We start from the raw sequence: 23,146 nt of genomic DNA, 5'->3' as shown, positions 1-23,146 counted from the left end.
GATGCGAGACTTTCGCATCAGGGTATCGTATCGGAAAGAATTAGCCTACGCGTTTGACATCCCCCACCAGCAGGATGTAAGAAAGCGCGCCAATCAGCGCAATAACGGAAATATAAACCAGCGCAGGCGCAAAACCATAGTCCTGGGCCAGATAACCCACCACCAGCGGAACGGTGATACCGCCCAGCCCGCCGACGAAATTAAACATACCGCCGGTCAGCCCGATAAGCCGCATCGGCGCAAGCGACGATACCAGCGACCAGGTAATGGAGGCGAAGCCGTTGCCGAAGAAGGCCAGCGCCATCAGGATCATAATCCACACCGGATCGTTGGTGTAGTACGCCCCCATGATGCAGGTCGAGATCAGCAGCCCGCAGATAATTGGCGTTTTACGCGCGGCGCCTAACGAGAAGCCTTTTCGGACCAGCCTGTCCGCCAGCCAGCCGGAAAGCAGCACGCCAACAAAGGCGGCAAGGAACGGCACCGTTGTCATAAAGCCCGCTTTCAGCGCCGTAATCCCCTTTTCCTGGGTCAGATAGTTAGGGAACCAGGTCAGGAAAAACCACAGCGTGGAGGTTACGGCAAACTGCCCGAGGTAAACGCCGATTAGTTTGCGATGGAATACCAGCTTCCAGTCGGCTTTGGTCAGCGGCTGCCGCGCCTCTTTTTTAACGGGCGCATCGCCGTCCACCAGGCCACCGCCGTCGCGAATATAATCCAGTTCGGCTTTGCTGATACTTTTTGTCAGACGCGGCGGCTGATAAACCTTAAACCAAATTAAAGACCATATTATCCCGATAGCGCCGGTAACGATAAAAACCCAGTGCCAGCTCAGCATTTCCTGAATCCAGATTAATAGCGGGGTCAGGAATGCCAGCCCGACAAACTGTCCTGAAGTGTAAAAACCGACGGCTGATGCGCGCTCGTGCTCCGGAAACCAGCTGGTCACCATGCGATTATTAGTGGGAAACGCCGGGGCTTCAAAGATCCCGGTAATCGCGCGCAGACCAATCAACGACATCAGTCCCGTGGCAAATCCCTGCAGTAGCGTCGCCACTGACCAGCCAAAAATAGCGATAAAGTAGGTTAGTCGCGATCCCACGCGGTCAAGGAACCAACCGCCGGGGATCTGGCAAAGCGTATACAGCCACGCGAAGGCGGAAAATACATATCCCATTTCCGCTTTGGTAATACCAAACTCTTCCTGAATATGCGCCGATGCCACGGCAAGGTTGGCGCGATCAACATAACAAATCACCACGGTAATAAAGATCATAATCAGCGTCAAATAACGACGACGCCCGGGTTTTGCAGCTGTAACTGAAATATCCATCGCAATCTGTCTCCAGATTTTGGGCATAGCGAAGCCGCTCACCATGCCCGGTAATTTACAGAGGGTGTGTTTAAAATTTATATTTTTGCTTACGAATGCTCTAAATAGTTCACGTTGCAGGAAGGCGGCAAGATTGCAAATCCCCGGGAGCTTACATTAGTAAGTGACCGGGGTGCGCAATCGCAGCCAACGCACCTGTGGCGTGAAATATGAAGAGCATTTACCATTCCGCGACGCTACCATCCTCATGCCGCCACAACGGATTACGCCAGTCCGGCGCATTTTGACTTAATTCAATTACCCGCGCTTCATCGATCTCTACGCCAAGCCCTGGCTTCATTAATGGTTTAAAGAAGCCGCCTTCCATATTGAAGTCTTCTTTATTTTTTACAAAGTCGAGTAATTCCGCGCCCTTGTTATAGTGAATGCCCATACTTTGTTCCTGGAAGACGGCGTTATAGGAGACAAAATCGACATGCAAACAGGCGGCAAGCGCAATGGGTCCCAGCGGGCAGTGCGGCGCCAACGCCACGTCATAGGCCTCAGCCATTCCAGCGATTTTATAGCACTCGGTAATACCGCCGGCGTGCGACAGGTCGGGTTGCAGAATAGCCAGCCCACCGGCTTCCAGCACGCGTTTAAACTCGAAGCGCGAGAACATGCGTTCGCCCGCCGCAATAGGAATCGAGGTTTGCGCCGCCAGCCGCGGATAGTATTCTGCCTGCTCGGCAAGAACCGGCTCTTCAATAAATAGCGGGCGATATTGCTCCAGCTCTTTGATAAGTACCTTCGCCATCGGCGCGCTCACGCGACCGTGGAAATCGAGGCCAAATTCAATTTCATTGCCGAACGCTTCGCGAATTTGCGCCACGGTATTCACCGCAGCGTCCACCGCACGAGAATTATCGATCAGCCCCAGCTCCTCGCAGCCATTTAATTTAAAGGTATCAAAACCAATTCCGCGCAACTTTTTGATACCGTCAATCACTTCTGCCGGCCGATCGCCGCCAACCCAGCTGTAGGCTTTGATTTTGTCACGTACCAGGCCCCCCATCAGCTGCCAGACCGGGGCATTCAGCACTTTGCCTTTAATATCCCACAGGGCCTGGTCGATACCGGCGATGGCGCTCATTAAAATCGGGCCGCCGCGATAAAAGCCCGCGCGGTACATCACCTGCCACAGGTCGTTAATCTGCGCCGGATCCTGGCCTATCAGATAATCGCCGAGCTCATGCACCGCAGCCTCCACGGTGCGCGCGCGCCCTTCAATCACGGGCTCGCCCCAGCCAATCACGCCTTCGTCGGTTTCAATTTTTAAAAACATCCAGCGCGGGGGTAAACGATACGTGGTGAGTTTGGTTATTTTCATTGCACTGCCTCTCGATACGCTTTAACAAATGCTGCCGCCTGCCGTGCGGTACGCTCTACGGATTGCCCGGCGCGATAGAGATCGCTGCCCAGCCCGGCACCGGTACAACCGGCTTTTAGCCACTGCGCCAGGTTCTCCGGCGTCACGCCGCCCACGGCGAAAACGGGCACCTCCGGCGGCAAAACGGCTTTTAGCGCTTTGATGTAGTCAGGGCCAAAAGCCGAGGAAGGGAATACTTTTAAAGCCTGTGCGCCAGCATCCAGCGCGGTAAAAGCTTCCGTCGCCGTCGCGCATCCGGGACAAACGGTCATGCCGAAGCTCACCGCGCGGCGAATCACCTCTGGCTGAATATTGGGCGTAACGATAAGCCTGCAGCCCATTTCGGCAAGCCTGTCCACACGTTCAGGCTTAAGTACGGTGCCCGCGCCTATCAGCGCTCTGTCGCCATAAGCCTCAACAACGGCGGAAATGCTTTTTTCCCACTGCGGAGAATTGAGCGGGATTTCAACGGCGTCGAAGCCAGCATCAATGACGGCGCCGACATGTTCCAGCGCCTCTTCCGGCGTAATGCCGCGCAGAATAGCGATAAGCGGTAGTTTAGTTTGCCACTGCATGGGCGATGCTCCTTATTCCGGTCTGAAATGCGGTGTCGCCTGACACCACGGTCGTCTGACGGCCGATAGCGCCAAGCGCCTGCTGATAGCGGTCTGCCAGCGCCTCTCCGGCAACGAGGGTGACCTGGCGATCGTGGAAATGGGCGCTCATGGTGGCGACTTCCGCGCCAATCAGCAGGCCGGAGAGAAATTCGCTCACCTGTTCGTGCGGCAGTGAGCCCAGCACGTGCGCAGCGCGTACCTCAAAAAGCTGCGGCAGGATGTCTGGCGAATGCAGGCCGCGCTCAAGCCCGGCGTTAAACGCGTCAGGAGCTGAGACCTGCTCCGGTAACCCGGCGCCGACCAGCGAGTGGCGCAGCAGCAGGTGGTGGAGTTCGCCGGTCATCACCGTGCGAAAGTCGCTAATTTGTTGGCGGTCAGCCTGCACCCATTTGCAGTGGGTGCCGGGCATAACGTAGACGGAGGAAGGAGCTATTGCCCGCGCGCCGAGGAGCTGAGTCTCTTCGCCGCGCATCACATTATGGTTATCGTCGCGAGAGACGCTGAGTCCGGGAATAATCCAGACCTGGTCGCTAACGGCGGTTAATTGTTCGCCAATGGCGGAAAAATGGACGGGAACCGGCAGGTAGGGCGCCGCCTTCCAGCCGACATTACTGCCGACCATTCCCGCCATCACTACCGGGGTAGCGCTGTCGCGCCAGCCCGCGGTTATTTCGCTAAACACCGCTGCGGGGGAGTGTCCGTTCAGGCGCGTAACGCCTGCTTCCGATTGCCTGTTCTCCAGACACTGCTCGCCCTGATAAAGCCAGGCGCGCAGGTTTGTCGATCCCCAGTCAATTGCGATGTAGCGAGATGTCATGTGATTTCCTTTAACCTTCGTGTCGAGCTGGCGATCATGGTGAGCGCCGCCTGCTCCGCCGCTTCGCTGTCCTGATGCCGGATGGCGTCAAACAGCGCCTTATGTTCCTGGAGCGTTTTCGGCATGTTGGCCTCATTGCCCATCCAGGTCCTTTCAAATACCGCCCGCTGTAGCGAGCTGATCGCCACGTTGAGCTGTTGCAGTACCGGGTTATGTACCGACTGCAGCACCGCCTCGTGGTAGCGAATATCCGCTTCGTTAAACGCTTCCCTGTCCTGGTTGTTGGCGATCATGTCGTTGAGCGCTTCTTCTATTTGCGCCAGGTCGCTCGATGTTGCGCGCTCTGCCGCCCAGCGGGCTATCGCCGGTTCAACCAGATTACGTACCTCGCTCATCGCGCTAATCAGCCGCGGGTCGTAATCGCTCTCCAGCACCCACTGTAAAACGTCGGTGTCGAGATAATTCCACTGGTTGCGCGAGGCAACGAATGCGCCGCGATAGCGCTTCATTTCAATCAGTCGCCTGGCCATCAATGACCGGAACACTTCGCGAATGATATTGCGCGAGGTAGCAAACTCCTCACACAGCTCGGCTTCCGCGGGCAGCGCAGAGCCGGGAACGTATTTACCGCTGACAATCTGCTTGCCCAGCGTGATGACGATGCGATCGGTTTTATTGAGAGTCATGGAGAGTCCTTGTGCTCTGGATGTACCTCTCTACTTTACCGCGACAGGCGGATTTGACCGCAACTTTGTAGTACTAACGTGATACCACTCGTCATCGCCATGGGCACAATGTAGTACAATACAAACATGTTGTACTACAATTTAGATCACAAAAACGACAATCAGGCATGAAGATTTTCTGGCGGGGTAAACTCAGGGTATAAAAAAACCCGCGATAAACGCGGGTTTTTCAGAAAACGATTTTTAGTTTAAGACATATTTTTCAATAGCATATGCCACACCGTCTTCCAGATTGGATTTGGTGATAAAGTTTGCCGCTTCTTTGACGGCAGGAATTGCGTTGTCCATCGCCACGCCGACGCCTGCATATTCGATCATTGCAATGTCATTTTCCTGATCGCCAATCGCCATCACCTCTTCCGGCTTGATACCCAGCGTATCGGCCAGCGATTTCACGCCGGTGCCTTTAGTGACGCGTTTATCAAGGATTTCCAGGAAGTAGGGCGCGCTTTTCAGCACGGTGTATTTCTCTTTCACTTCAGCCGGGATGCGGGCGATAGCCTGGTCCAGAATGGCCGGTTCATCGATCATCATCACTTTCAACAGCTGGATGTTGGGATCCATATTTTCGGCTTCGCAGAAGACCAGCGGGATTGTCGCCACGTAGGATTCATGCACCGTGTAATAGCTTACATCGCGGTTAGCGGTATACAGGGTATTACGATCCAGCGCGTGGAAGTGGGAGCCGACATCACGGGCCAGCTGCTCCAGATAGCGATAGTCGTCGTAGCCCAGCGCGGTTTGCGCAACGGTACTGCCGTCGCTTGCCTTCTGTACTAAAGCGCCGTTGTAGGTGATGCAGTAATCTCCCGGCTGCTCCATATGCAGTTCTTTCAGGTAGCTGTGCACGCCTGCGTAAGGTCGTCCGGTTGTTAACACCACGTTGACGCCGCGTTCGCGGGCTGCGGCAATCGCGGTTTTCACCGCAGGAGAGATGGTATGGTCAGGCAGCAGCAGCGTGCCGTCCATATCGATTGCGATTAGTTTAATAGCCATGAAATCCCCGGGTAAGATGAGTCCTTACTCATGCTAACGCGATTAAGCCTACAAAAACAGAGCTACATTACGCAGCGGAACACCCCCTTTTAGGCAGAACCCGGGGACCGGGATCTTACTCGCGGGTCAGAACGATTTTACCAAACGCCCCGCGATCGAGATGTGCAAGCGCCTGTTCAAGCTGGTTAAAACGGTAACGGTGTTCAATCACCGGTTTTAACCCGGTCACGTCAACGGCGCGGACGAAATCTTCCAGCGCACGACGGTGCCCCACACCAATCCCCTGAATCACCGGGGATTTCAGCAACAGTTCGCCAGCCGGTAGCGAGATTTCACTCCCGGCCAGTACGCCAATGACCGATATGCGACCATGAACCGCAACGGCTCGCAGGGAATGTCGCAGATTCTCCCCGCCAACGGTTTCAATAATATGATCGATGCCGCGATCGGCGGTCAGTTCGTAAATTCCTTCCGTCCAATCACTTTTGAGCCGGTTAATCCCATGATCGGCGCCGAGTTGTTTAGCCCGCGCCAGTTTTTCATCACTTCCTGATGTGACAAAAACCTTTGCCCCCTGTGCTTTTGCAATTTGCAAAGCGAATATCGCCACACCGCCCGTCCCCTGTACCAGCACCGATTGCCCGGCGTGTAAATGACCGCGTTCCACCAGCGCGAACCATGCGGTAAGCCCTGCACAAGGGAGCGTGCTGGCCTCTGCATCATCAAGGGTTTCCGGTGCAGCCACCAGCCAGTTTTCATTCACAACCACGTACTCAGCCAGCATGCCCTGGAAGTACCCGCCGGTGGTTTTATAAGGCAAAGTGCGGGCATCTGACGCTGGTCTACCGTCGATCCACTCCGGGAAAAAGGTGGAGATCACCCGAGCGCCGGGTTTGAAACGCGTGACGCCCTCGCCCGTGCTCTCCACCACGCCCGCCATATCAGACGCCGGCGTAAACGGGAAGGAAAGCGCAATAGGCATGGTGCCTTCAATGACCATCTTATCGCGATAGTTGAGCGCAACGGCATTCACCCGCACGCGGACTTCACCCGGGCCCGGCTGCGGAACAGGCGCCTGAATAAGATTGAGGTTCTCACGCCCAAGGGCGTCCATAGACCAGCGTTGCATTGTCTGCGTCATTTTTCACTCCTGCCATCAAATAAGCTTGAAGTGACAGTTTACCGTTGACCATGGGTAACCAGTGGCGATAAGTTTTCCCTCTATTGGTGACTGAAAAGATACAATCCATGACCGATACGCTGAAGGATATTCCGGTTTTTGTGGCCGCCGTTGAGGCGGGAAGTTTTGCTCAGGCCGCAATTCGTTTGCATTTGTCGCGCTCGGCGGTAGGAAAGAGTATCGCTCGGCTTGAAGAGCGGTTGGGGGTACGTCTGTTTCAACGTACGACCCGCAGCCAAAGCCTGACCGACAACGGCGCCCTTTTTTATGAACGTTGTCAGCGCGCGCTGGAGGAAATTCGTGGAGCAGAGTCGCTGCTGGAAACAGGGAAACAGCAGGTTAGTGGCCGCCTGCGCGTGGCCATGCCGGTGCTGTTTGGTCGCCAGTGCGTGGCCCCCCTGCTGATCGAGCTTGCGCAGGAACACCCAGGTCTCGAGCTGGAGATGTCATTCAGCGATCGCGTGGTGGATCTCGTCGAGGAAGGGTTTGATATGGCGGTGCGTAACGGCCCCCTTCAGGACAGCAGCGTTCTGGTCGCCAGAAAGCTGGGAGAACACCGCATGGTGCTGTGCGCCGCGCCGGATTACCTGCTGAAGAAGGGTCTGCCACACAGCGTTGATGATTTACCCCACCATGCGGCCATTAACTATCTGCAAGCAGGCAGAGCGCTATCCTGGCAGCTGATGGATAAAGAAGGAGCCTCGCACACCTTTACTCCCCGTTCATCGCTCAATATGGATGATTTGCAGGCAATCTGCGACGCTGCGCTGGCCGGCCACGGCATTGCATGGCTGCCCTGCTGGATGGCCAGCAAAGAAATTCATCAGGGAAAACTCGTCCCGCTTTTAAAGCAGGCGCCGGATGTGCGCTTCGACGTTCATGCGGTCTGGCAACAGACGCCGCATCTACCGCTGAGGGTGAGAATTGCCGTCGATATGCTCGCCAGCCGTTTACCGTCCGTGATGTCGCTGGATATGCCTGCGCCCACAAAAAAGCCGCGCTAAACGCGCGGCCTGAGTAGGGCTGTAGACGACGATTAAATATCGATGTTCGCCGCTTTGAGGGCGTTCTCTTCGATAAAGGCACGACGCGGTTCAACGGCGTCACCCATCAGGGTGGTGAACAGCTGGTCAGCGGCAATCGCATCCTTCACGGTCACGCGCAGCATGCGGCGGCTATCCGGGTCCATAGTGGTTTCCCACAGCTGATCCGGGTTCATCTCGCCAAGACCTTTATAGCGCTGGATAGAGAGGCCGCGGCGCGACTCTTTCACCAGCCAGTCCAGCGCCTGTTCAAAGCTGGCAACCGGCTGACGGCGTTCGCCGCGCTCAATAAAGGCATCCTCTTCAATCAGACCGCGCAGCGTTTCGCCCAGCGCGCAGATACGGTGGTATTCCGGCCCGGTGACAAACTCATGATCCAGCGGATAATCGGTATCCACGCCGTGGGTACGCACGCGAACGATCGGCTCAAACTGCTGCAGCTCGGCGTTCTCGCGGACATCAAATTTCCACTGGCTGCCGTGCTGCTCTTTCTCATTCAGCTCGCTCACCAGGGCGTTGATCCAGCGCGTCACGGTCTGCTCATTCGCCAGGTCGGCCTCTGCGAGCGTCGGCTGATAGATAAGCTCTTTGAGCAGCGCTTTAGGATAACGACGTTCCATACGCGTAATCATTTTCTGCGTGGCGTTATACTCGGCAACCAGTCTCTCCAGCGGCTCTCCGGCCAGGGCCGGCGCGTTGGCGTTGGTGTGCAGCGTTGCGCCATCCAGCGCGATGGAGATTTGGTACTGATCCATCGCCTCATCGTCTTTAATATACTGTTCTTGCTTGCCTTTCTTCACTTTGTACAGCGGCGGCTGGGCAATATAAACGTGGCCGCGCTCAACGATTTCCGGCATCTGACGGTAGAAGAAGGTCAACAGCAGCGTACGAATGTGCGAGCCGTCGACGTCCGCATCGGTCATGATGATGATGCTGTGGTAGCGCAGTTTATCCGGGTTGTACTCGTCGCGACCAATGCCGCAGCCCAGCGCGGTAATCAGCGTCGCCACTTCCTGCGAAGCGAGCATTTTGTCAAAGCGCGCTTTCTCAACGTTGAGGATTTTCCCCTTCAGCGGCAGAATCGCCTGGTTCTTACGGTTACGCCCCTGCTTAGCAGAGCCGCCCGCAGAGTCCCCTTCCACTAAGTACAGTTCAGAGTGTGCCGGGTCGCGTTCCTGGCAATCCGCCAGTTTGCCCGGCAGGCCAGCCAGGTCCAGCGCGCCTTTACGGCGGGTCATTTCACGCGCGCGGCGCGCGGCTTCACGCGCACGGGCGGCATCGATGATTTTGCCCACTACGATTTTGGCGTCAGACGGGTTTTCCAGCAGGTACTCGTTCAGCAGTTCGTTCATCTGCTGTTCGACCGCCGATTTCACCTCAGAGGAGACCAGCTTGTCTTTGGTCTGCGAGGAGAATTTCGGATCCGGCACCTTCACGGAAACCACGGCAATCAGGCCTTCACGGGCGTCGTCGCCGGTAGCGCTGACTTTCGCTTTTTTGCTGTAGCCTTCTTTATCCATATAGGCGTTCAGGGTACGCGTCATCGCCGCACGGAAGCCCGCCAGGTGAGTACCGCCGTCGCGCTGCGGGATATTGTTGGTAAAGCAGTAGATATTTTCCTGGAACCCGTCGTTCCACTGCAGCGCAACTTCAACGCCGATACCGTCTTTTTCAGTGGAGAAATAGAAAATATTCGGGTGGATCGGCGTTTTGTTTTTGTTCAGATATTCCACAAAGGCTTTGATACCGCCTTCGTAGTGGAAATGATCTTCTTTGCCGTCGCGCTTGTCGCGCAGGCGAATCGACACCCCGGAGTTCAGGAACGACAGCTCGCGCAGGCGTTTTGCCAGAATCTCGTATTCGAATTCGACAACGTTGGTAAAGGTTTCGTAGCTCGGCCAGAAGCGCACCATGGTACCGGTTTTTTCGGTTTCGCCGGTAACCGCCAGCGGAGCCTGCGGCACGCCGTGGGCATAAACCTGACGGTGAATTTTGTTATCGCGCTGAATAACCAGCTCCAGCTTCTGCGACAGGGCGTTAACAACGGAAACGCCTACGCCGTGCAGACCGCCGGAAACTTTATAGGAGTTATCATCGAATTTACCGCCTGCGTGCAGAACGGTCATGATCACTTCCGCCGCCGACACGCCCTCTTCCGGGTGAATACCGGTTGGAATACCGCGGCCGTCATCCTGTACGGAGACGGAGTTATCGCTGTGGATCGTAACAACGATGTCTTTACAGTAACCTGCGAGCGCTTCGTCGATAGCGTTATCCACAACCTCGAATACCATGTGGTGCAGACCGGTGCCGTCATCCGTGTCGCCGATATACATACCCGGGCGCTTACGCACCGCATCCAGCCCTTTCAGGACTTTGATACTGGAGGAGTCATAAGAATTCGACATCAACGTTTCTCGCTCATTTAATCTTAGGTTAATCCGCTATTTTACCCTTTTCCACGGTAAACATCTTCGAATTTTCGTCCGACATGTCTATAACGTGTTCAGCGCTAATGGCGCTGACGAAAACCTGCGACTGCGTGGCTTTTAAACGGCTGGCCAGCAGCCCGCGCCGCGCGTCGTCGAGTTCCGAGGCAAAATCATCTATCAGGTACAGGCAGCGTCGCCCGCTCTCGCGGGTCAAAAACTCACCTTGCGCCAGCCGCAGGGCGCACATCAGCAGCTTAAGCTGCCCGCGCGACAATGTATCCTCTACCGGCGCGCCGTCGGCACGAATGCGGAAATCCGCTTTGTGCGGACCGTGCGCGGTATAGGTTAACATGCGATCGCGTTCGAAATTTCGTTCCAGCACCTCGGCATAATCCGTTTCTTTCTCCCAGCCGCGCTGGAAAGAAAAGGTGAGGGCGAACTCAGGTAAAAACTGCCGACAGGTATCCGCCATATCTTCGACAATAGCGGCGCTATATTCGGCGCGCCAGCGGCTGATTTGCTCCGCCAGCGGGATTAGCTCCAGATCCCATGGCCGCAGCTGGGCATAGCGACTCACCTGACGCAGCGCGGCGTTGCGCTGCTTCACCAGGCGCTTCAGGTTGCTCCAGGCGGTAAAGAATCCGGCTTCGTTGTGGAAGCATCCCCAATCAAGGAACGCTCTTCTGTATTTGGGGCCGCCGTTGAGTAAAGTAAACCCCTCTGGCGTAATCAGCTGCATCGGCATCAGAAGCGCCAGCTCCGCCACTTTATGGCCGTCAGTGCCGTCGATACGAACCTTGCTGTCGCCCTGCTTATCTTTCGTCAGGCCGATGGCGACTTCTCGCTCTTCGCCCTGCAGGCGACCGTGCAGAACAAATGACTCCTGCTCGTGACGAATCACGCGGCCAATCTGCAAGCTACGAAACGCCCGACCGTGGCCGAGCGTATAGATAGCTTCAAGCACGCTGGTTTTGCCGCTGCCGTTAGCGCCAACCAGGAAGTTAAAGCCGGGAGACAAGGCGAGATCCGCATTTTCAATATTGCGGAAGTCTTTGATTAGAAGTCGGGATAGCGACATATCAGCTCATAACCAGGGCGTTATCGGCGCAGTTAGTCTGGTTACGGCCAGCGCGCAGCAACCGGAGCGTACTAAAGTACGTGAGGATTGCGAGCACTGCCCGGAGCCAGAATAACAAGTAAGATAGCCCGATATTTTCTACAGCCTCATAGGCATGACGACGTAGGCTGCGGATTGCGAAGCCGCATCCTCAATCTGCACGCTCGAAACGGAATCCGTCAGGAGAATACGTACGTTCTCACACTTCAGTGCGTTCAGCACATCCAGTACATAGCTGACGTTAAAACCGATTTCCATTTCCGTACCGGCATAGGTAACGTCCAGAATTTCTTCCGCTTCTTCCTGCTCCGGGTTATTGGCGGTGATTTTCAGCTGATTTTCACTGACATACAGGCGCACGCCGCGGAATTTTTCGTTAGAAAGAATCGCCGCCCGGGCAAAGGCCTGCTTGAGAATATCGCAACCGGCGTCCAGATGCTTGTCCGGGTTCTTCGGCAGTACGCGGCGATAGTCAGGGAAGCGACCATCGACCAGCTTCGAAGTAAAGATAAAGTCGCCAACGTGAGCCCGGATGTTGTTGCTGCCGATCTGTACGCGCAGCGGCGTATCGCCGCCATCAAGCATACGCATCAGCTCAATCACGCCTTTACGCGGCACGATCACCGAATGATTGGGCAGGGACTCTTCCAGCGGCATAGAGCAGACCGCCAGGCGGTGGCCATCGGTCGCTACGGTGCGCAGTTCGCTGCCTTCGGTTTCAAACAGCATACCGTTTAAGTAATAGCGAACGTCCTGGTGAGCCATCGAAAACTGCGTCGCCTCAATCAGGCGCTTCATGGTCGCCTGCGGCAGGGTAAACTCAACTTCGCTCTGCCAGTCGTCAAGGTTAGGGAAATCCGCCGCCGGTAGCGTCGAGAGCGAGAAACGGCTGCGCCCGGAACGCACCAGCATACGCTCGCCTTCCAGCTGTACCGCGATCTCCGCGCCTTCAGGCAGGCCGCGGCAGATATCAAAAAATTTACGCGCCGGAACGGTTGTTGCTCCCGCTTCGTGCGGCTGAATCAGCGCAACGCGCGCGACCATTTCCATTTCCAGATCGGTACCGGTCAGCGACAGCGCGCCATCGGTAACCTGAAGGAGCAGGTTGCCAAGAATCGGTAGCGTCGGACGACCACCTAAAGGACCACTCACCTGTTGCAGCGGTTTTAATAAATGTTCACGTTCTACGGTAAATTTCATAGCGTCACGAGGATAATGTTCTGATTAAATTGGAAAAATCTTCTTTGATATCGTGGCTTTCTTCACGCAACTGCTCAATCTTGCGGCAAGCGTGCAGGACGGTGGTATGGTCGCGACCGCCAAACGCATCGCCGATTTCCGGCAGACTGTGGTTGGTCAGCTCTTTTGCCAGCGCCATCGCCATCTGGCGTGGGCGCGCCACCGAACGGGAGCGGCGTTTAGACAGCAGGTCCGCTACCTTAATTTTGTAATACTCCGCCACCGTCTTTTGAATATTGTCGATGGTGACCAGTTTTTCCTGTAAAGCCAACAGATCGCGCAGCGCTTCACGGACGAAGTCGATAGTGATGGCCCGGCCGGTAAAGTTGGCATTGGCGATAACGCGGTTCAGCGCCCCTTCGAGCTCACGTACGTTAGAGCGCAGACGCTTGGCGATAAAGAACGCCACTTCGCCCGGCAGGCGAATGTCGTTTTCATCCGCTTTTTTCATCAGGATCGCCACGCGAGTTTCCAGCTCTGGCGGTTCGATCGCAACCGTCAGACCCCAGCCGAAGCGTGATTTCAGACGATCTTCAACCCCGTTGATCTCCTTCGGATAGCGATCCGAGGTCAGGATGATCTGCTGATTGCCTTCCAGCAGGGCGTTAAAGGTATGGAAAAACTCTTCCTGCGAGCGCTCTTTATTAGCAAAAAACTGGATATCATCGATCAGCAGGGCGTCAACGGAGCGGTAGTAGCGCTTAAATTCTTCAATGGCGTTGTTTTGCAGAGCTTTTACCATGTCCTGCACAAAGCGCTCGGAGTGCATGTAAACCACTTTTGCGTTGGGTTTACGCGCCACAATCCCGTTACCAACCGCGTGTAAAAGGTGAGTTTTACCCAGGCCGGTGCCGCCATAAAGAAACAGCGGGTTATACGCGCCGCCGGGGTTATCCGCTACCTGACGCGCCGCCGCGCGAGCCAGCTGGTTAGATTTACCCTCGACGAAGTTATCAAACGTATGTTTCACATTGACGTTGGAGCGATAGGTCGGTTCTGCCGGCGCCGGCACGTTATCCCAACCTGGACGCACGATAGTCGGGGCAACGCGCGCCGTCTGAACCTGCTGCGCAGGGGCGACCGCGGCGACGCTTACCGCGCCTCTCTGCATCTGAACGGCAGGCTTCGCGCCGACTTCAAAGCGCAGCTGTGGGGCATCCGCACCGCAAAAATCATTGAGGAGTCCATTGATATTATTGAGGTATTTATCCCTTACCCAATCGAGCACAAAACGGTTTGGCGCATACAGTGCCAGCGTGTTATCGCTCAACTCCGCCTGCAAAGGGCGTATCCACATGCTGAATTCTGTGGCTGGTAACTCATCCTGCAATCGGGCAAGACACTGCTGCCAAAGCGAAAGTGACACGGCGGACTCCACTCGAACAAAAATCGATATATAAAGAGAAACTGAAACAATCGTGATTGTTGGCACACGTCGACAAGACCCTGCATAGCCGAAAAGCCCCTGCACAAAAGGGGTGACGTGCGAACCGCTATCTGCGGTTATTACCCGATGCGGATCTCTGGATCCCGATCGGGACCGGGGATCATAGCCTAAACTGAGAAAGAGATCTTGTGTTTCTCAACAGATTCTTCCCGATTTATCCACAGGAAGGATCGAAGCTGGATAAGTGTAATCGATCCTGGCTGGAGTGAAGCACGATTTCAGCCGCATATTGGAAAAATTAATGAGCTACGCGGGTTTTGAGCCTAATCGATCTAACAAAGATCCTTTACGATCCTTGCGCTTTATCCACCAGGTCGTATAATCCCCCACCCGGCGCGTAATGCCCGTTTTCCGCAGCGCGCCATCGCCTGTTTTTTGTGCGGCAAGGTGCGAGAAATAAGGAAAGAGAATTGACTCCGGAGTGTACAATTATTACAATCCGGCCTCTTTAATCACCCACGCTGAGGCGTAGGCCGTTCGAAATTCGTTCGGATTTACGCGAAAGTCAGTGAAATTATTCAAGTTTAGGTAGAAATCGCCATGAAACGCACTTTTCAACCGTCTGTACTGAAGCGCAACCGTTCTCACGGCTTCCGTGCTCGTATGGCTACTAAAAATGGTCGTCAGGTTCTGGCACGTCGTCGTGCTAAAAGCCGCGCTCGTCTGACCGTTTCCAAGTAATAAAGCTAACCCTGAGTGGTTAAGCTCGCATTTCCCAGGGAGTTACGTTTGTTAACTCCCAGTCATTTCACTTTCGTCTTCCAGCAGCCATTACGGGCTGGCACGCCGCAAATCACCATCCTCGGCCGCCAAAATTCGCTGGGGCATCCCCGCATCGGTCTTACCGTCGCCAAAAAAAACGTTAAGCGTGCGCATGAACGCAATCGGATCAAACGTCTGACGCGTGAAAGCTTCCGTTTACGTCAACATGAACTCCCGCCAATGGATTTCGTGGTGGTGGCGAAGAAAGGGGTTGCCGACCTCGATAACCGTGCTCTCTCGGAAGCGTTGGAAAAATTATGGCGCCGCCACTGTCGCCTGGCTCGCGGGTCCTGATAGGCCTGATTCGGGTCTATCAGCGCCTGATTAGTCCGCTACTCGGGCCGCACTGCCGTTTCACGCCAACCTGTTCTCAATACGGAATTGAGGCATTGCGCAGGTTTGGATTGATAAAAGGCAGTTGGTTGACGGTGAAACGCGTATTAAAATGCCACCCTTTACACCCTGGTGGTGACGATCCCGTCCCGCCTGGACCATTTGATACCAGAGAACACTAACGATGGATTCGCAACGCAATCTTCTTATCATCGCTTTGTTGTTCGTGTCTTTCATGATCTGGCAAGCCTGGGAGCAGGATAACAATCCTCAGCCTCAGCAGCAGACCACGCAGACAACGACCACAGCAACGGGTAGCGCCGCCGACCAGGGCGTACCGGCCAGTGGCCAGGGGAAACTGATTACGGTAAAAACCGATGTGCTTGACCTGACCATCAACACCCGCGGTGGTGATGTTGAGCAGGCGCTGCTTCTGGATTATCCGAAAGAGCTGAAGTCAACTGAGCCATTCCAGCTTCTGGAAACTTCGCCGCAGTTTACCTATCAGGCGCAGAGCGGTTTAACCGGTCGTGATGGCCCGGACAATCCGGCAAACGGACCGCGTCCGTTGTATAACGTCGATAAAGATGCGTTTGTGCTGGCTGATGGCCAGAACGAAATCGTCATTCCGCTCACGTACACCGATAAAGCAGGCAACGTATTCACCAAAACCTTCACCCTGAAGCGCGGTGAATATGCGGTGAACGTCGGCTATAGCGTAGAGAACGCCAGCGAAAAACCGCTGGAAATCTCAACCTTTGGCCAGTTGAAGCAAACCGCTAACCTGCCGACGCATCGCGACACCCAGACCGGTGGCCTGACTACCATGCACACCTTCCGTGGCGCGGCGTACTCAACGTCTGAAACGAAGTACGAAAAATATAAATTCGATACTATCGTTGATAACGAAAACCTGAACGTCAGCACCAAAAACGGTTGGGTTGCCATGCTGCAGCAGTACTTTACTACCGCATGGGTTCCGCAGAACAACGGCACTAACAACTTCTATACCGCGAACCTTGGCAACGGTCTTGTGGCTATCGGCTACAAATCTCAGCCGGTTCTGGTCCAGCCGGGTCAAACCGACAAGCTGGAAAGCACCCTGTGGGTCGGCCCGGCCATTCAGGACAAAATGGCCGCCGTTGCGCCGCATCTTGACCTGACCGTCGACTACGGCTGGCTGTGGTTTATCTCTCAGCCGCTGTTCAAGCTGCTGAAATGGATCCACAGCTATCTGGGCAACTGGGGCTTCTCCATCATCGTCATTACCTTTATCGTTCGTGGCATCATGTACCCGCTGACCAAAGCGCAGTACACCTCCATGGCGAAGATGCGTATGCTGCAGCCGAAGATTCAGGCAATGCGCGAGCGTCTGGGCGACGACAAGCAGCGTCAGAGCCAGGAGATGATGGCCCTGTATAAAGCGGAGAAGGTTAACCCACTGGGTGGCTGCTTCCCGCTGATTATCCAGATGCCAATCTTCCTTGCGCTGTACTACATGCTGAGCGCTTCGGTTGAACTGCGTCATGCGCCGTTTATCCTGTGGATCCACGACCTGTCTGCGCAAGACCCGTACTACATCCTGCCGATCATCATGGGCGCGACGATGTTCTTCATTCAGAAGATGTCTCCGACTACCGTGACCGACCCGATGCAGCAGAAGATCATGACCTTTATGCCGGTCATCTTTACGGTGTTCTTCCTGTGGTTCCCGTCTGGTCTGGTGGTTTACTATATCGTCAGCAACCTGGTCACCATTATTCAGCAGCAGCTGATTTACCGTGGTCTGGAGAAGCGTGGTCTGCATAGCCGCGAGAAGAAAAAATCCTGATACTCTTGAATTATTTTGAGTATTTACGGTAACGTTAATGCCAGAGAAGGCGGTCAATAGACCGCCTTTTTTACATCTACATAGAGAGTCACCATGAGCCATAACGACACTATCGTCGCCCAGGCAACCCCACCGGGACGCGGTGGTGTGGGCATCCTGCGCATCTCTGGCCTGAAGGCGCGCGACGTTGCGCAGGCGGTGCTGGGCAAGCTGCCGAAACCGCGCTATGCCGACTACCTGCCGTTTAAAGACAGCGACGGCAGCGCGCTGGATCAGGGTATTGCCCTGTGGTTCCCCGGCCCGAACTCCTTTACTGGTGAAGACGTGCTGGAGCTTCAGGGCCATGGCGGCCCTGTTATTCTCGACCTGCTTCTGAAACGTATTCTGACGCTTCCGGGTCTGCGCATCGCCAGGCCCGGCGAGTTCTCCGAGCGCGCGTTTTTGAACGATAAGCTTGATTTAGCCCAGGCCGAAGCGATTGCTGACCTGATCGACGCCAGCTCCGAGCAGGCGGCTCGTTCAGCGCTGAATTCGCTACAGGGCGCATTCTCTACTCGCGTCAACCATCTGGTGGAAGCGCTGACTCACCTGCGCATCTACGTCGAAGCAGCCATTGATTTTCCGGACGAAGAGATCGACTTCCTCTCCGATGGTAAAATCGAAGCCCAGCTTAACGCGGTTATCGCCGATCTCGACGCCGTGCGCGCCGAGGCGCGCCAGGGCAGCCTGCTGCGCGAAGGGATGAAGGTGGTCATTGCCGGGCGGCCGAACGCCGGGAAATCAAGCCTGCTAAACGCGCTGGCGGGCCGGGAAGCGGCTATCGTCACCGATATTGCCGGAACCACCCGCGACGTTCTGCGCGAGCATATCCACATTGACGGTATGCCGCTGCACATCATTGATACCGCCGGCCTGCGCGATGCGAACGACGAGGTCGAGCGCATCGGCATCGAGCGTGCCTGGCAGGAGATTGAACAAGCCGACCGCGTACTGTTCATGGTCGACGGCACCACCACCGGTGCGACCGATCCGGCGGATATCTGGCCAGATTTTATCGCCCGTCTGCCGAAAAATTTGCCGATTACCGTGGTGCGCAACAAAGCGGATATTACCGGCGAAACGCTGGGGTTGAGCGAAGTAAATGACCACTCACTTGTCCGCCTTTCGGCGCGTACCGGCGAGGGCGTAGACGTGCTGCGCAATCATCTCAAGCAGAGCATGGGTTTTGAGACCAATATGGAAGGCGGCTTTCTGGCGCGCCGTCGCCACCTGCAGGCGCTGTCCGATGCCGCAGAGCATCTGCAGCAGGGTAAAGCGCAGCTGCTGGGCGCCTGGGCTGGCGAGCTGCTGGCGGAAGAGCTGCGCCTGGCCCAGCAGAATCTGAGCGAAATCACCGGCGAGTTTACCTCCGACGACCTGCTGGGGCGCATTTTCTCCAGTTTCTGTATTGGTAAGTAATCTCAGTTTGTGAGCATTGACTAACCCGCCTTAACGTCCTGTTAAAGCGGGTTTATTATTTTCCCTTTACGTCTTCACGGCACAGCGCTTTCTCTATTACCCTTATCGATACCCTCGCTTTACTCGTACCGGATACCACCATGTTGAGTGATTACACCCTGATTGATACCGTGCCTTCTGCGGAAGACTTTTGCCGCCTGCGCATCATTTCTGGTATGTCCTCGCGCCCGCTGGAAGGCGCCCGCGCGGGACTGCCGCATAGCTGCTACGGCGTGCATATCCTCTATGAGGGCGTGCCCGTTGGGATGGGGCGCATCGTCGGCGACGGCGCGCTGAACTTTGAAATCGTCGACGTCGCCGTTGATCCCGCTCATCAGGGAAAAGGGCTTGGTCGCCAGATCATGCAAAAAATTGTCGCCTGGCTGGATGAAAACGCGTTTAAAGGGGCATACGTCTCGCTGGTGGCGGATGTTCCCGAGCTGTACGCAAAATTTGGGTTTTCCAGCGTCAGGCCAGAAAGTGAAGGTATGGCAAAGATCTGGAAATAACGTCGCTGATAAAGAAGCATCCGGGGATGCGGTATCCCGCGGATGCCAGTCGATGCGCTTAACGATTAAATAAAATCGGCAGCGCGAAAAGCGTCCAGCGCGACGCGCTTTTGCTCGCTGGTCATCGGGCGCAGCGGGCGGCGCGGATCGCCGACGTCAATACCGTGCAGCTGCATCGCCAGCTTCCCGGCCGCAACGCCGCCGTACTGAACCAGGACGCGAATAATTGCGATAACCTTATCCATACAGGCAGCAACATCCTGATGGTCTCCCCGGTTAAAGCTGTCGATAAGACGATGATAGAGCGGCGCCGCATAGTTATAAGTACTGCCAACCGCGCCGACGGCGCCGCAGGCCAGGCCTGCCGGTAAAAACTCATCCACGCCGAACGGAATATCGAACTGACGATTGTTGACGCGCAGGCAGCGCTGGAACTCATACATATCCGCGGAGTTAAACTTCATACCGGACAGGTTCGGGATTTTATCCGCTGCCGCGATCAGGAACTGCTCCATATCCAGGCTCAGACCCGACATGCCGGAGTGGTAGTAATAGAAGCCTTTTGACGGCGCGGCGGCGGCGATAATACGGCAATATTCCACCAGATCGTCGACGGTTGACGGTTTGAAGAAGCACGGTCCGATGACCGAGGTGGCAAAAATATCCAGGGTTTCAGCATGGCGGCTGAGCTCCAGCGCATCGGCGATGCTGAGAGCCCCGGTGTGTAGCGTAATGCTTAATTGTCCCTGGCTTGCCGCGACCCAGCGCTCGGCAATTTTTTTACGCTCTTCTACGGAACAGTGGATGCCTTCTCCGGTCGTCCCACAGACGTAAGCACCTTTAACGCCCTGCGCAATCAGATGCTCGGCAATCCGATCGATAACGGGGTAGTTGACTTCGCCGTTGGCATCAAAAGGCGTATGGGGGGCGGCAATAAGACCTGTTAACTTTGTCATGTAATCCTCGAATGGTGTTTTTCTTCTTAAATTAATTAATTTTGAAGTATTACTCCATCCTAGGGGCTAACGATGCCGGTTGCAACAGGTTACCGGCAGGGGAAAAAAACGGGAGTATCAGATTGTGACGAATCGCACTAAATTCGCGCTACTTGAGCATGGACAGAGCATCCATCGTCCGCAGTTTATTCGCGCGGGCGGCTTCCGGGTCTCTCTGCACCAGCAGCGTATAAATGAGATCCAGAACGAAGAGCTGCGCCGTTTTAGTGCCGATAGAGTCACCCTGCAGGCGCCCCTGTCGGTTGCCGTTAATGAGCGTAATATCAGCGACTTTACTCAATGGCGATCCGAGGTTATGCGTTAAGGCGACGGTTGTGGCTCCAGCCTGCCTTGCCAGATCGAGGGCGTGCGCGGTTTCCGGCGAATGTCCGGAGTGGCTGATGCCGATGGCGACATCGCCAACCTTGAGCAGCGCGGCCTGCATATACATAAAGTGATTATTTGTTAAGGCATCGACGCGCAGCCCGATTCGCATCAGCTTATGCTTCATCTCCTCGGCGGTCAGTCCGGAAGCGCCAACGCCAAAGATATAGGCGCAATTACAAGTATGCAGCGCCTCCACGACCCGTTCCACCTGCTCCATATCCAGCAGATTTAGCGTTTCCGAAAGCACGGTCGAGATGGCGCCCTGGAGCTTCAGGCCGATGGTGTGCGCATCGTCGGTTTTCTGAATTTCAGCCTCCAGCAGCGTGCTGTTGTCATCGCTATCGTTCATGGCCAGCTCAATGGCCAGTTCCATTTTGAAGTTCTGAAAACCTTTATAGCCCAGCTGTCGACAGAAACGGATCACCGATGCTTCGCCCGCGTTCACTTCCTCTGAGAGATCGGCAATCGAAAGCTGAGTCACCTTATGCGGGGAAGCGATCACATACTGCGCGATGCTTTTCCCGACGCGGGTCATACTGCTTTGCATCGCCCCCAGGGTATCAAGTATTTTCCCGGCTTTGACCGGCGAAGTCGGAGTCGTCATCTCTTCCCTACTGTTTACGCGATTATCAGGCGCTCATGATGGAGGACAGTTCAGCGCCAGGCAATATGGTTTTTTAAAAAACGCCGTGGTGATGCGGCTATCCCCGGCGCGGCAAAAACATATTACGTTTCATCGCGTGAGTCAGATCGCCTTTTTTCATTCCCCCTCGCCTGTGACCATGATCTTGTTCACATATCTCATGCAAAGCTCTTGTGGTGTTTAACTTCTAAAAAATACATTAATTGGAGTTTAACTTCATTCGGGTGCGCGGCACCCTGCTTTTTTTTGGCCCTACAGCATAAAAACGTTGCTCATCACAGGAGAGCATATGAGTGAAATAATAAGTACCAAACCATGGTATAAGCACCTCAATAAGTCGCAGTGGCGGGCGTTTTCCGCAGCCTGGCTGGGCTATTTACTGGATGGTTTTGATTTCGTTTTAATTGCTCTGGTGCTCACCGAAGTACAAAGCGAATTCCAGCTCACCACGGTACAGGCGGCGAGTATTATCTCGGCGGCGTTTATCTCCCGCTGGTTCGGCGGTTTGCTGCTGGGGGCGATGGGTGACCGCTATGGCCGCCGCCTCGCGATGGTCAGCAGTATTATTCTTTTCTCCGTCGGTACGCTGGCCTGCGGCTTTGCGCCTGGATACACCTCCATGTTTATCGCCCGTATGGTGATTGGAATGGGAATGGCCGGAGAGTACGGCTCCAGCGCCACCTATGTGATTGAAAGCTGGCCAAAACACTTGCGAAATAAAGCCAGCGGCTTCCTGATTTCCGGCTTTTCCGTCGGCGCTGTCGTAGCGGCGCAGGTTTACAGTCTGGTGGTCCCCTTGTGGGGCTGGCGCGCGTTGTTCTTCCTCGGCATTCTGCCGATTATTTTCGCGCTGTGGCTGCGTAAAAATATTCCGGAAACGGAAGACTGGACAGAGCGCCAGACGAAAAAAACGCCGGTGCGGACGATGGTGGATATCCTCTATCGCGGTAAATATCGCGCCATGAATATGCTGATGACGCTGGCCGCAACGGCCGCGCTCTGGTTCTGCTTCGCCGGAAACCTGCACAATCCGCTCGTGGTGATTGCGCTGGCGCTCGTCTGCACCATCATTTTCATCAGCTTTATGGTACAGAGCAGCGGAAAACGTTGGCCGACCGGCGTGATGCTGATGGTTGTCGTTCTGTTCGCCTTTCTCTACTCCTGGCCTATCCAGGCGCTGTTGCCGACCTATCTGAAAACCGAGCTGGCATACGATCCGTCGACGGTCGCGAAGGTGCTCTTCTTTAGCGGATTCGGCGCAGCCGTCGGCTGCATCGTCGGCGGTTTCCTCGGCGACTGGCTGGGCACGCGAAAAGCCTACGTTTACAGCCTGCTGGCATCGCAGGTTCTGATTATTCCGGTCTTCGCCATCGGCGGCTCCAGCCTCTGGGGTCTGGGCATCCTTCTCTTCTTCCAGCAGATGCTGGGTCAGGGGATTGCCGGGATCTTACCGAAATTGATCGGCGGCTACTTCGACACCGACCAGCGCGCTGCCGGTCTGGGTTTCACCTATAACGTAGGCGCCCTGGGCGGGGCGGCTGCACCGGTCCTCGGCGCGCTGGTCGCGCAGCACATGCATCTGGGTACGGCGCTGGGGTCGCTCTCCTTCGGACTGACGTTTGTGGTGATCCTGCTGATTGGTCTGGATATGCCGTCCCGAGTACAGCGCTGGATTCGCCCGGAAGCGCTACGTACCCATGACGCTATTGATGGTAAACCGTTCAGCGGCGCACTGGTTGGTCACGACAAAGCGAACGCTCCGCTTTGCGATAAACACTAAATTCATGCGCCCGGCTCTGTCGGGCGCAAACGGA

21 protein-coding genes are annotated in these 23,146 nt (G+C 55.4%); 8 read left to right on the top strand and 13 right to left on the bottom strand.

Annotated features, from left to right (window positions below):
* Positions 1-40: 40 nt before the first annotated feature.
* The 7 genes from ABLV11_RS22345 to ABLV11_RS22315 form a co-directional block, all read right to left on the bottom strand.
* The gene (locus ABLV11_RS22345) at positions 41-1,378 is read right to left on the bottom strand and encodes an MFS transporter (RefSeq protein ID WP_348855793.1); all 1,338 of its coding nucleotides are present in this window, start codon (positions 1,376-1,378) and stop codon (positions 41-43) included.
* 175 nt (positions 1,379-1,553) lie between these two features.
* Positions 1,554-2,702: a galactonate dehydratase gene (gene dgoD, locus ABLV11_RS22340; RefSeq protein ID WP_004107175.1), complete on the bottom strand. Its 1,149-nt coding sequence runs from the start codon at positions 2,700-2,702 to the stop codon at positions 1,554-1,556.
* Positions 2,699-3,316, bottom strand: coding sequence for a 2-dehydro-3-deoxy-6-phosphogalactonate aldolase (locus ABLV11_RS22335; RefSeq protein WP_004107180.1), 618 nt, complete (start codon positions 3,314-3,316; stop codon positions 2,699-2,701). The genes dgoD and ABLV11_RS22335 overlap by 4 nt, the downstream gene beginning before the upstream one ends.
* A complete protein-coding gene (locus ABLV11_RS22330) occupies positions 3,300-4,175 on the bottom strand; it encodes a 2-dehydro-3-deoxygalactonokinase (RefSeq protein WP_348855791.1) in 876 nt (291 codons plus the stop codon). Before ABLV11_RS22330 ends, ABLV11_RS22335 begins: the two co-directional genes overlap by 17 nt.
* The gene (gene dgoR / locus ABLV11_RS22325; RefSeq protein WP_348855790.1) at positions 4,172-4,861 is read right to left on the bottom strand and encodes a D-galactonate utilization transcriptional regulator DgoR; all 690 of its coding nucleotides are present in this window, start codon (positions 4,859-4,861) and stop codon (positions 4,172-4,174) included. The genes ABLV11_RS22330 and dgoR overlap by 4 nt, the downstream gene beginning before the upstream one ends.
* A 243-nt stretch (positions 4,862-5,104) precedes the next feature.
* Positions 5,105-5,917, bottom strand: coding sequence for a sugar-phosphatase (yidA, locus tag ABLV11_RS22320; protein ID WP_004107186.1), 813 nt, complete (start codon positions 5,915-5,917; stop codon positions 5,105-5,107).
* A gap of 115 nt (positions 5,918-6,032) precedes the next feature.
* On the bottom strand, positions 6,033-7,058 hold the full coding sequence (locus ABLV11_RS22315) for an NAD(P)-dependent alcohol dehydrogenase (RefSeq protein WP_023321814.1): 1,026 nt from the start codon (positions 7,056-7,058) through the stop codon (positions 6,033-6,035).
* A gap of 107 nt (positions 7,059-7,165) precedes the next feature.
* On the opposite strand from ABLV11_RS22315, the gene ABLV11_RS22310 reads away from it, so the two are divergent.
* A complete protein-coding gene (locus tag ABLV11_RS22310; protein ID WP_348855788.1) occupies positions 7,166-8,101 on the top strand; it encodes a LysR family transcriptional regulator in 936 nt (311 codons plus the stop codon).
* Positions 8,102-8,133: 32 nt separating this feature from the next.
* On the opposite strand, the gene gyrB is transcribed toward ABLV11_RS22310, so the two are convergent.
* From gyrB to dnaA, 4 genes are all read right to left on the bottom strand, one after another.
* Positions 8,134-10,548, bottom strand: coding sequence for a DNA topoisomerase (ATP-hydrolyzing) subunit B (gyrB, locus tag ABLV11_RS22305; protein WP_004107195.1), 2,415 nt, complete (start codon positions 10,546-10,548; stop codon positions 8,134-8,136).
* A 28-nt stretch (positions 10,549-10,576) separates the two neighbouring features.
* Positions 10,577-11,650 (bottom strand): DNA replication/repair protein RecF, encoded by a 1,074-nt coding sequence (recF, locus tag ABLV11_RS22300; protein WP_004107198.1) that lies wholly within the window; start codon positions 11,648-11,650, stop codon positions 10,577-10,579.
* A 138-nt stretch (positions 11,651-11,788) separates the two neighbouring features.
* Positions 11,789-12,889, bottom strand: coding sequence for a DNA polymerase III subunit beta (gene dnaN, locus ABLV11_RS22295; protein ID WP_004107206.1), 1,101 nt, complete (start codon positions 12,887-12,889; stop codon positions 11,789-11,791).
* Positions 12,890-12,893: 4 nt separating this feature from the next.
* Complete coding sequence (dnaA, locus tag ABLV11_RS22290; RefSeq protein ID WP_004107208.1) at positions 12,894-14,294, bottom strand: chromosomal replication initiator protein DnaA; 1,401 nt, start codon at positions 14,292-14,294, stop codon at positions 12,894-12,896.
* A gap of 621 nt (positions 14,295-14,915) precedes the next feature.
* Here dnaA and rpmH point away from each other — a divergent pair.
* The 6 genes from rpmH (at position 14,916) to ABLV11_RS22260 (ending at position 19,307) form a co-directional block, all read left to right on the top strand.
* Positions 14,916-15,056 carry a 50S ribosomal protein L34 gene (gene rpmH, locus ABLV11_RS22285; RefSeq protein ID WP_004871828.1) on the top strand — a complete coding sequence of 47 codons (141 nt, stop codon included), beginning with the start codon at positions 14,916-14,918 and terminating at the stop codon, positions 15,054-15,056.
* Positions 15,057-15,071: 15 nt separating this feature from the next.
* Positions 15,072-15,431 carry a ribonuclease P protein component gene (gene rnpA / locus ABLV11_RS22280; protein WP_004871829.1) on the top strand — a complete coding sequence of 120 codons (360 nt, stop codon included), beginning with the start codon at positions 15,072-15,074 and terminating at the stop codon, positions 15,429-15,431.
* Positions 15,395-15,652 (top strand): membrane protein insertion efficiency factor YidD, encoded by a 258-nt coding sequence (yidD, locus tag ABLV11_RS22275; protein ID WP_004871831.1) that lies wholly within the window; start codon positions 15,395-15,397, stop codon positions 15,650-15,652. The genes rnpA and yidD overlap by 37 nt, the downstream gene beginning before the upstream one ends.
* 2 nt (positions 15,653-15,654) lie before the next feature.
* Positions 15,655-17,301, top strand: coding sequence for a membrane protein insertase YidC (gene yidC, locus ABLV11_RS22270; RefSeq protein WP_004107212.1), 1,647 nt, complete (start codon positions 15,655-15,657; stop codon positions 17,299-17,301).
* A gap of 93 nt (positions 17,302-17,394) precedes the next feature.
* A complete protein-coding gene (gene mnmE, locus ABLV11_RS22265) occupies positions 17,395-18,759 on the top strand; it encodes a tRNA uridine-5-carboxymethylaminomethyl(34) synthesis GTPase MnmE (RefSeq protein ID WP_004116673.1) in 1,365 nt (454 codons plus the stop codon).
* Positions 18,760-18,899: 140 nt separating this feature from the next.
* Entirely contained in the window at positions 18,900-19,307 is a 408-nt protein-coding gene (locus tag ABLV11_RS22260) for a GNAT family N-acetyltransferase (RefSeq protein WP_004116697.1), read from the top strand.
* 65 nt (positions 19,308-19,372) lie between these two features.
* On the opposite strand, the gene ABLV11_RS22255 is transcribed toward ABLV11_RS22260, so the two are convergent.
* Together ABLV11_RS22255 and ABLV11_RS22250 are read right to left on the bottom strand one after the other, a co-directional pair.
* Entirely contained in the window at positions 19,373-20,263 is an 891-nt protein-coding gene (locus ABLV11_RS22255) for a dihydrodipicolinate synthase family protein (protein ID WP_004116699.1), read from the bottom strand.
* Between the two features lie 148 nt (positions 20,264-20,411).
* Positions 20,412-21,293 (bottom strand): MurR/RpiR family transcriptional regulator, encoded by an 882-nt coding sequence (locus tag ABLV11_RS22250; protein WP_004107217.1) that lies wholly within the window; start codon positions 21,291-21,293, stop codon positions 20,412-20,414.
* A 328-nt stretch (positions 21,294-21,621) separates the two neighbouring features.
* On the opposite strand from ABLV11_RS22250, the gene ABLV11_RS22245 reads away from it, so the two are divergent.
* Complete coding sequence (locus tag ABLV11_RS22245) at positions 21,622-23,112, top strand: MFS transporter (RefSeq protein ID WP_004107218.1); 1,491 nt, start codon at positions 21,622-21,624, stop codon at positions 23,110-23,112.
* Positions 23,113-23,146 lie beyond the last annotated feature (34 nt).

This window comes from Klebsiella sp. GW_Kp181 (genome assembly GCF_040062315.1).
GTDB classification, from domain to species: domain Bacteria; phylum Pseudomonadota; class Gammaproteobacteria; order Enterobacterales; family Enterobacteriaceae; genus Klebsiella; species Klebsiella oxytoca.
Note: the sequence above shows the minus strand (reverse complement) of the source record. Positions and strands in the feature narration are given on the sequence as shown.

What these genes read in the sequence shown, in the direction of transcription:
- recF (WP_004107198.1), bottom strand. Translation starts at nt 11,650, where the DNA reads ATGTCGCTATCCCGACTTCTAATCAAAGACTTCCGCAATATTGAAAAT.
- ABLV11_RS22255 (WP_004116699.1), bottom strand. Translation starts at nt 20,263, where the DNA reads ATGACAAAGTTAACAGGTCTTATTGCCGCCCCCCATACGCCTTTTGAT.
- ABLV11_RS22310 (WP_348855788.1), top strand. Translation starts at nt 7,166, where the DNA reads ATGACCGATACGCTGAAGGATATTCCGGTTTTTGTGGCCGCCGTTGAG.
- yidC (WP_004107212.1), top strand. Translation starts at nt 15,655, where the DNA reads ATGGATTCGCAACGCAATCTTCTTATCATCGCTTTGTTGTTCGTGTCT.
- dnaN (WP_004107206.1), bottom strand. Translation starts at nt 12,889, where the DNA reads ATGAAATTTACCGTAGAACGTGAACATTTATTAAAACCGCTGCAACAG.
- rpmH (WP_004871828.1), top strand. Translation starts at nt 14,916, where the DNA reads ATGAAACGCACTTTTCAACCGTCTGTACTGAAGCGCAACCGTTCTCAC.
- dgoD (WP_004107175.1), bottom strand. Translation starts at nt 2,702, where the DNA reads ATGAAAATAACCAAACTCACCACGTATCGTTTACCCCCGCGCTGGATG.
- mnmE (WP_004116673.1), top strand. Translation starts at nt 17,395, where the DNA reads ATGAGCCATAACGACACTATCGTCGCCCAGGCAACCCCACCGGGACGC.
- ABLV11_RS22330 (WP_348855791.1), bottom strand. Translation starts at nt 4,175, where the DNA reads ATGACATCTCGCTACATCGCAATTGACTGGGGATCGACAAACCTGCGC.
- ABLV11_RS22260 (WP_004116697.1), top strand. Translation starts at nt 18,900, where the DNA reads ATGTTGAGTGATTACACCCTGATTGATACCGTGCCTTCTGCGGAAGAC.
- ABLV11_RS22335 (WP_004107180.1), bottom strand. Translation starts at nt 3,316, where the DNA reads ATGCAGTGGCAAACTAAACTACCGCTTATCGCTATTCTGCGCGGCATT.
- ABLV11_RS22345 (WP_348855793.1), bottom strand. Translation starts at nt 1,378, where the DNA reads ATGGTGAGCGGCTTCGCTATGCCCAAAATCTGGAGACAGATTGCGATG.
- yidA (WP_004107186.1), bottom strand. Translation starts at nt 5,917, where the DNA reads ATGGCTATTAAACTAATCGCAATCGATATGGACGGCACGCTGCTGCTG.
- yidD (WP_004871831.1), top strand. Translation starts at nt 15,395, where the DNA reads ATGGCGCCGCCACTGTCGCCTGGCTCGCGGGTCCTGATAGGCCTGATT.
- dgoR (WP_348855790.1), bottom strand. Translation starts at nt 4,861, where the DNA reads ATGACTCTCAATAAAACCGATCGCATCGTCATCACGCTGGGCAAGCAG.
- ABLV11_RS22315 (WP_023321814.1), bottom strand. Translation starts at nt 7,058, where the DNA reads ATGACGCAGACAATGCAACGCTGGTCTATGGACGCCCTTGGGCGTGAG.
- ABLV11_RS22250 (WP_004107217.1), bottom strand. Translation starts at nt 21,293, where the DNA reads ATGACGACTCCGACTTCGCCGGTCAAAGCCGGGAAAATACTTGATACC.
- ABLV11_RS22245 (WP_004107218.1), top strand. Translation starts at nt 21,622, where the DNA reads ATGAGTGAAATAATAAGTACCAAACCATGGTATAAGCACCTCAATAAG.
- gyrB (WP_004107195.1), bottom strand. Translation starts at nt 10,548, where the DNA reads ATGTCGAATTCTTATGACTCCTCCAGTATCAAAGTCCTGAAAGGGCTG.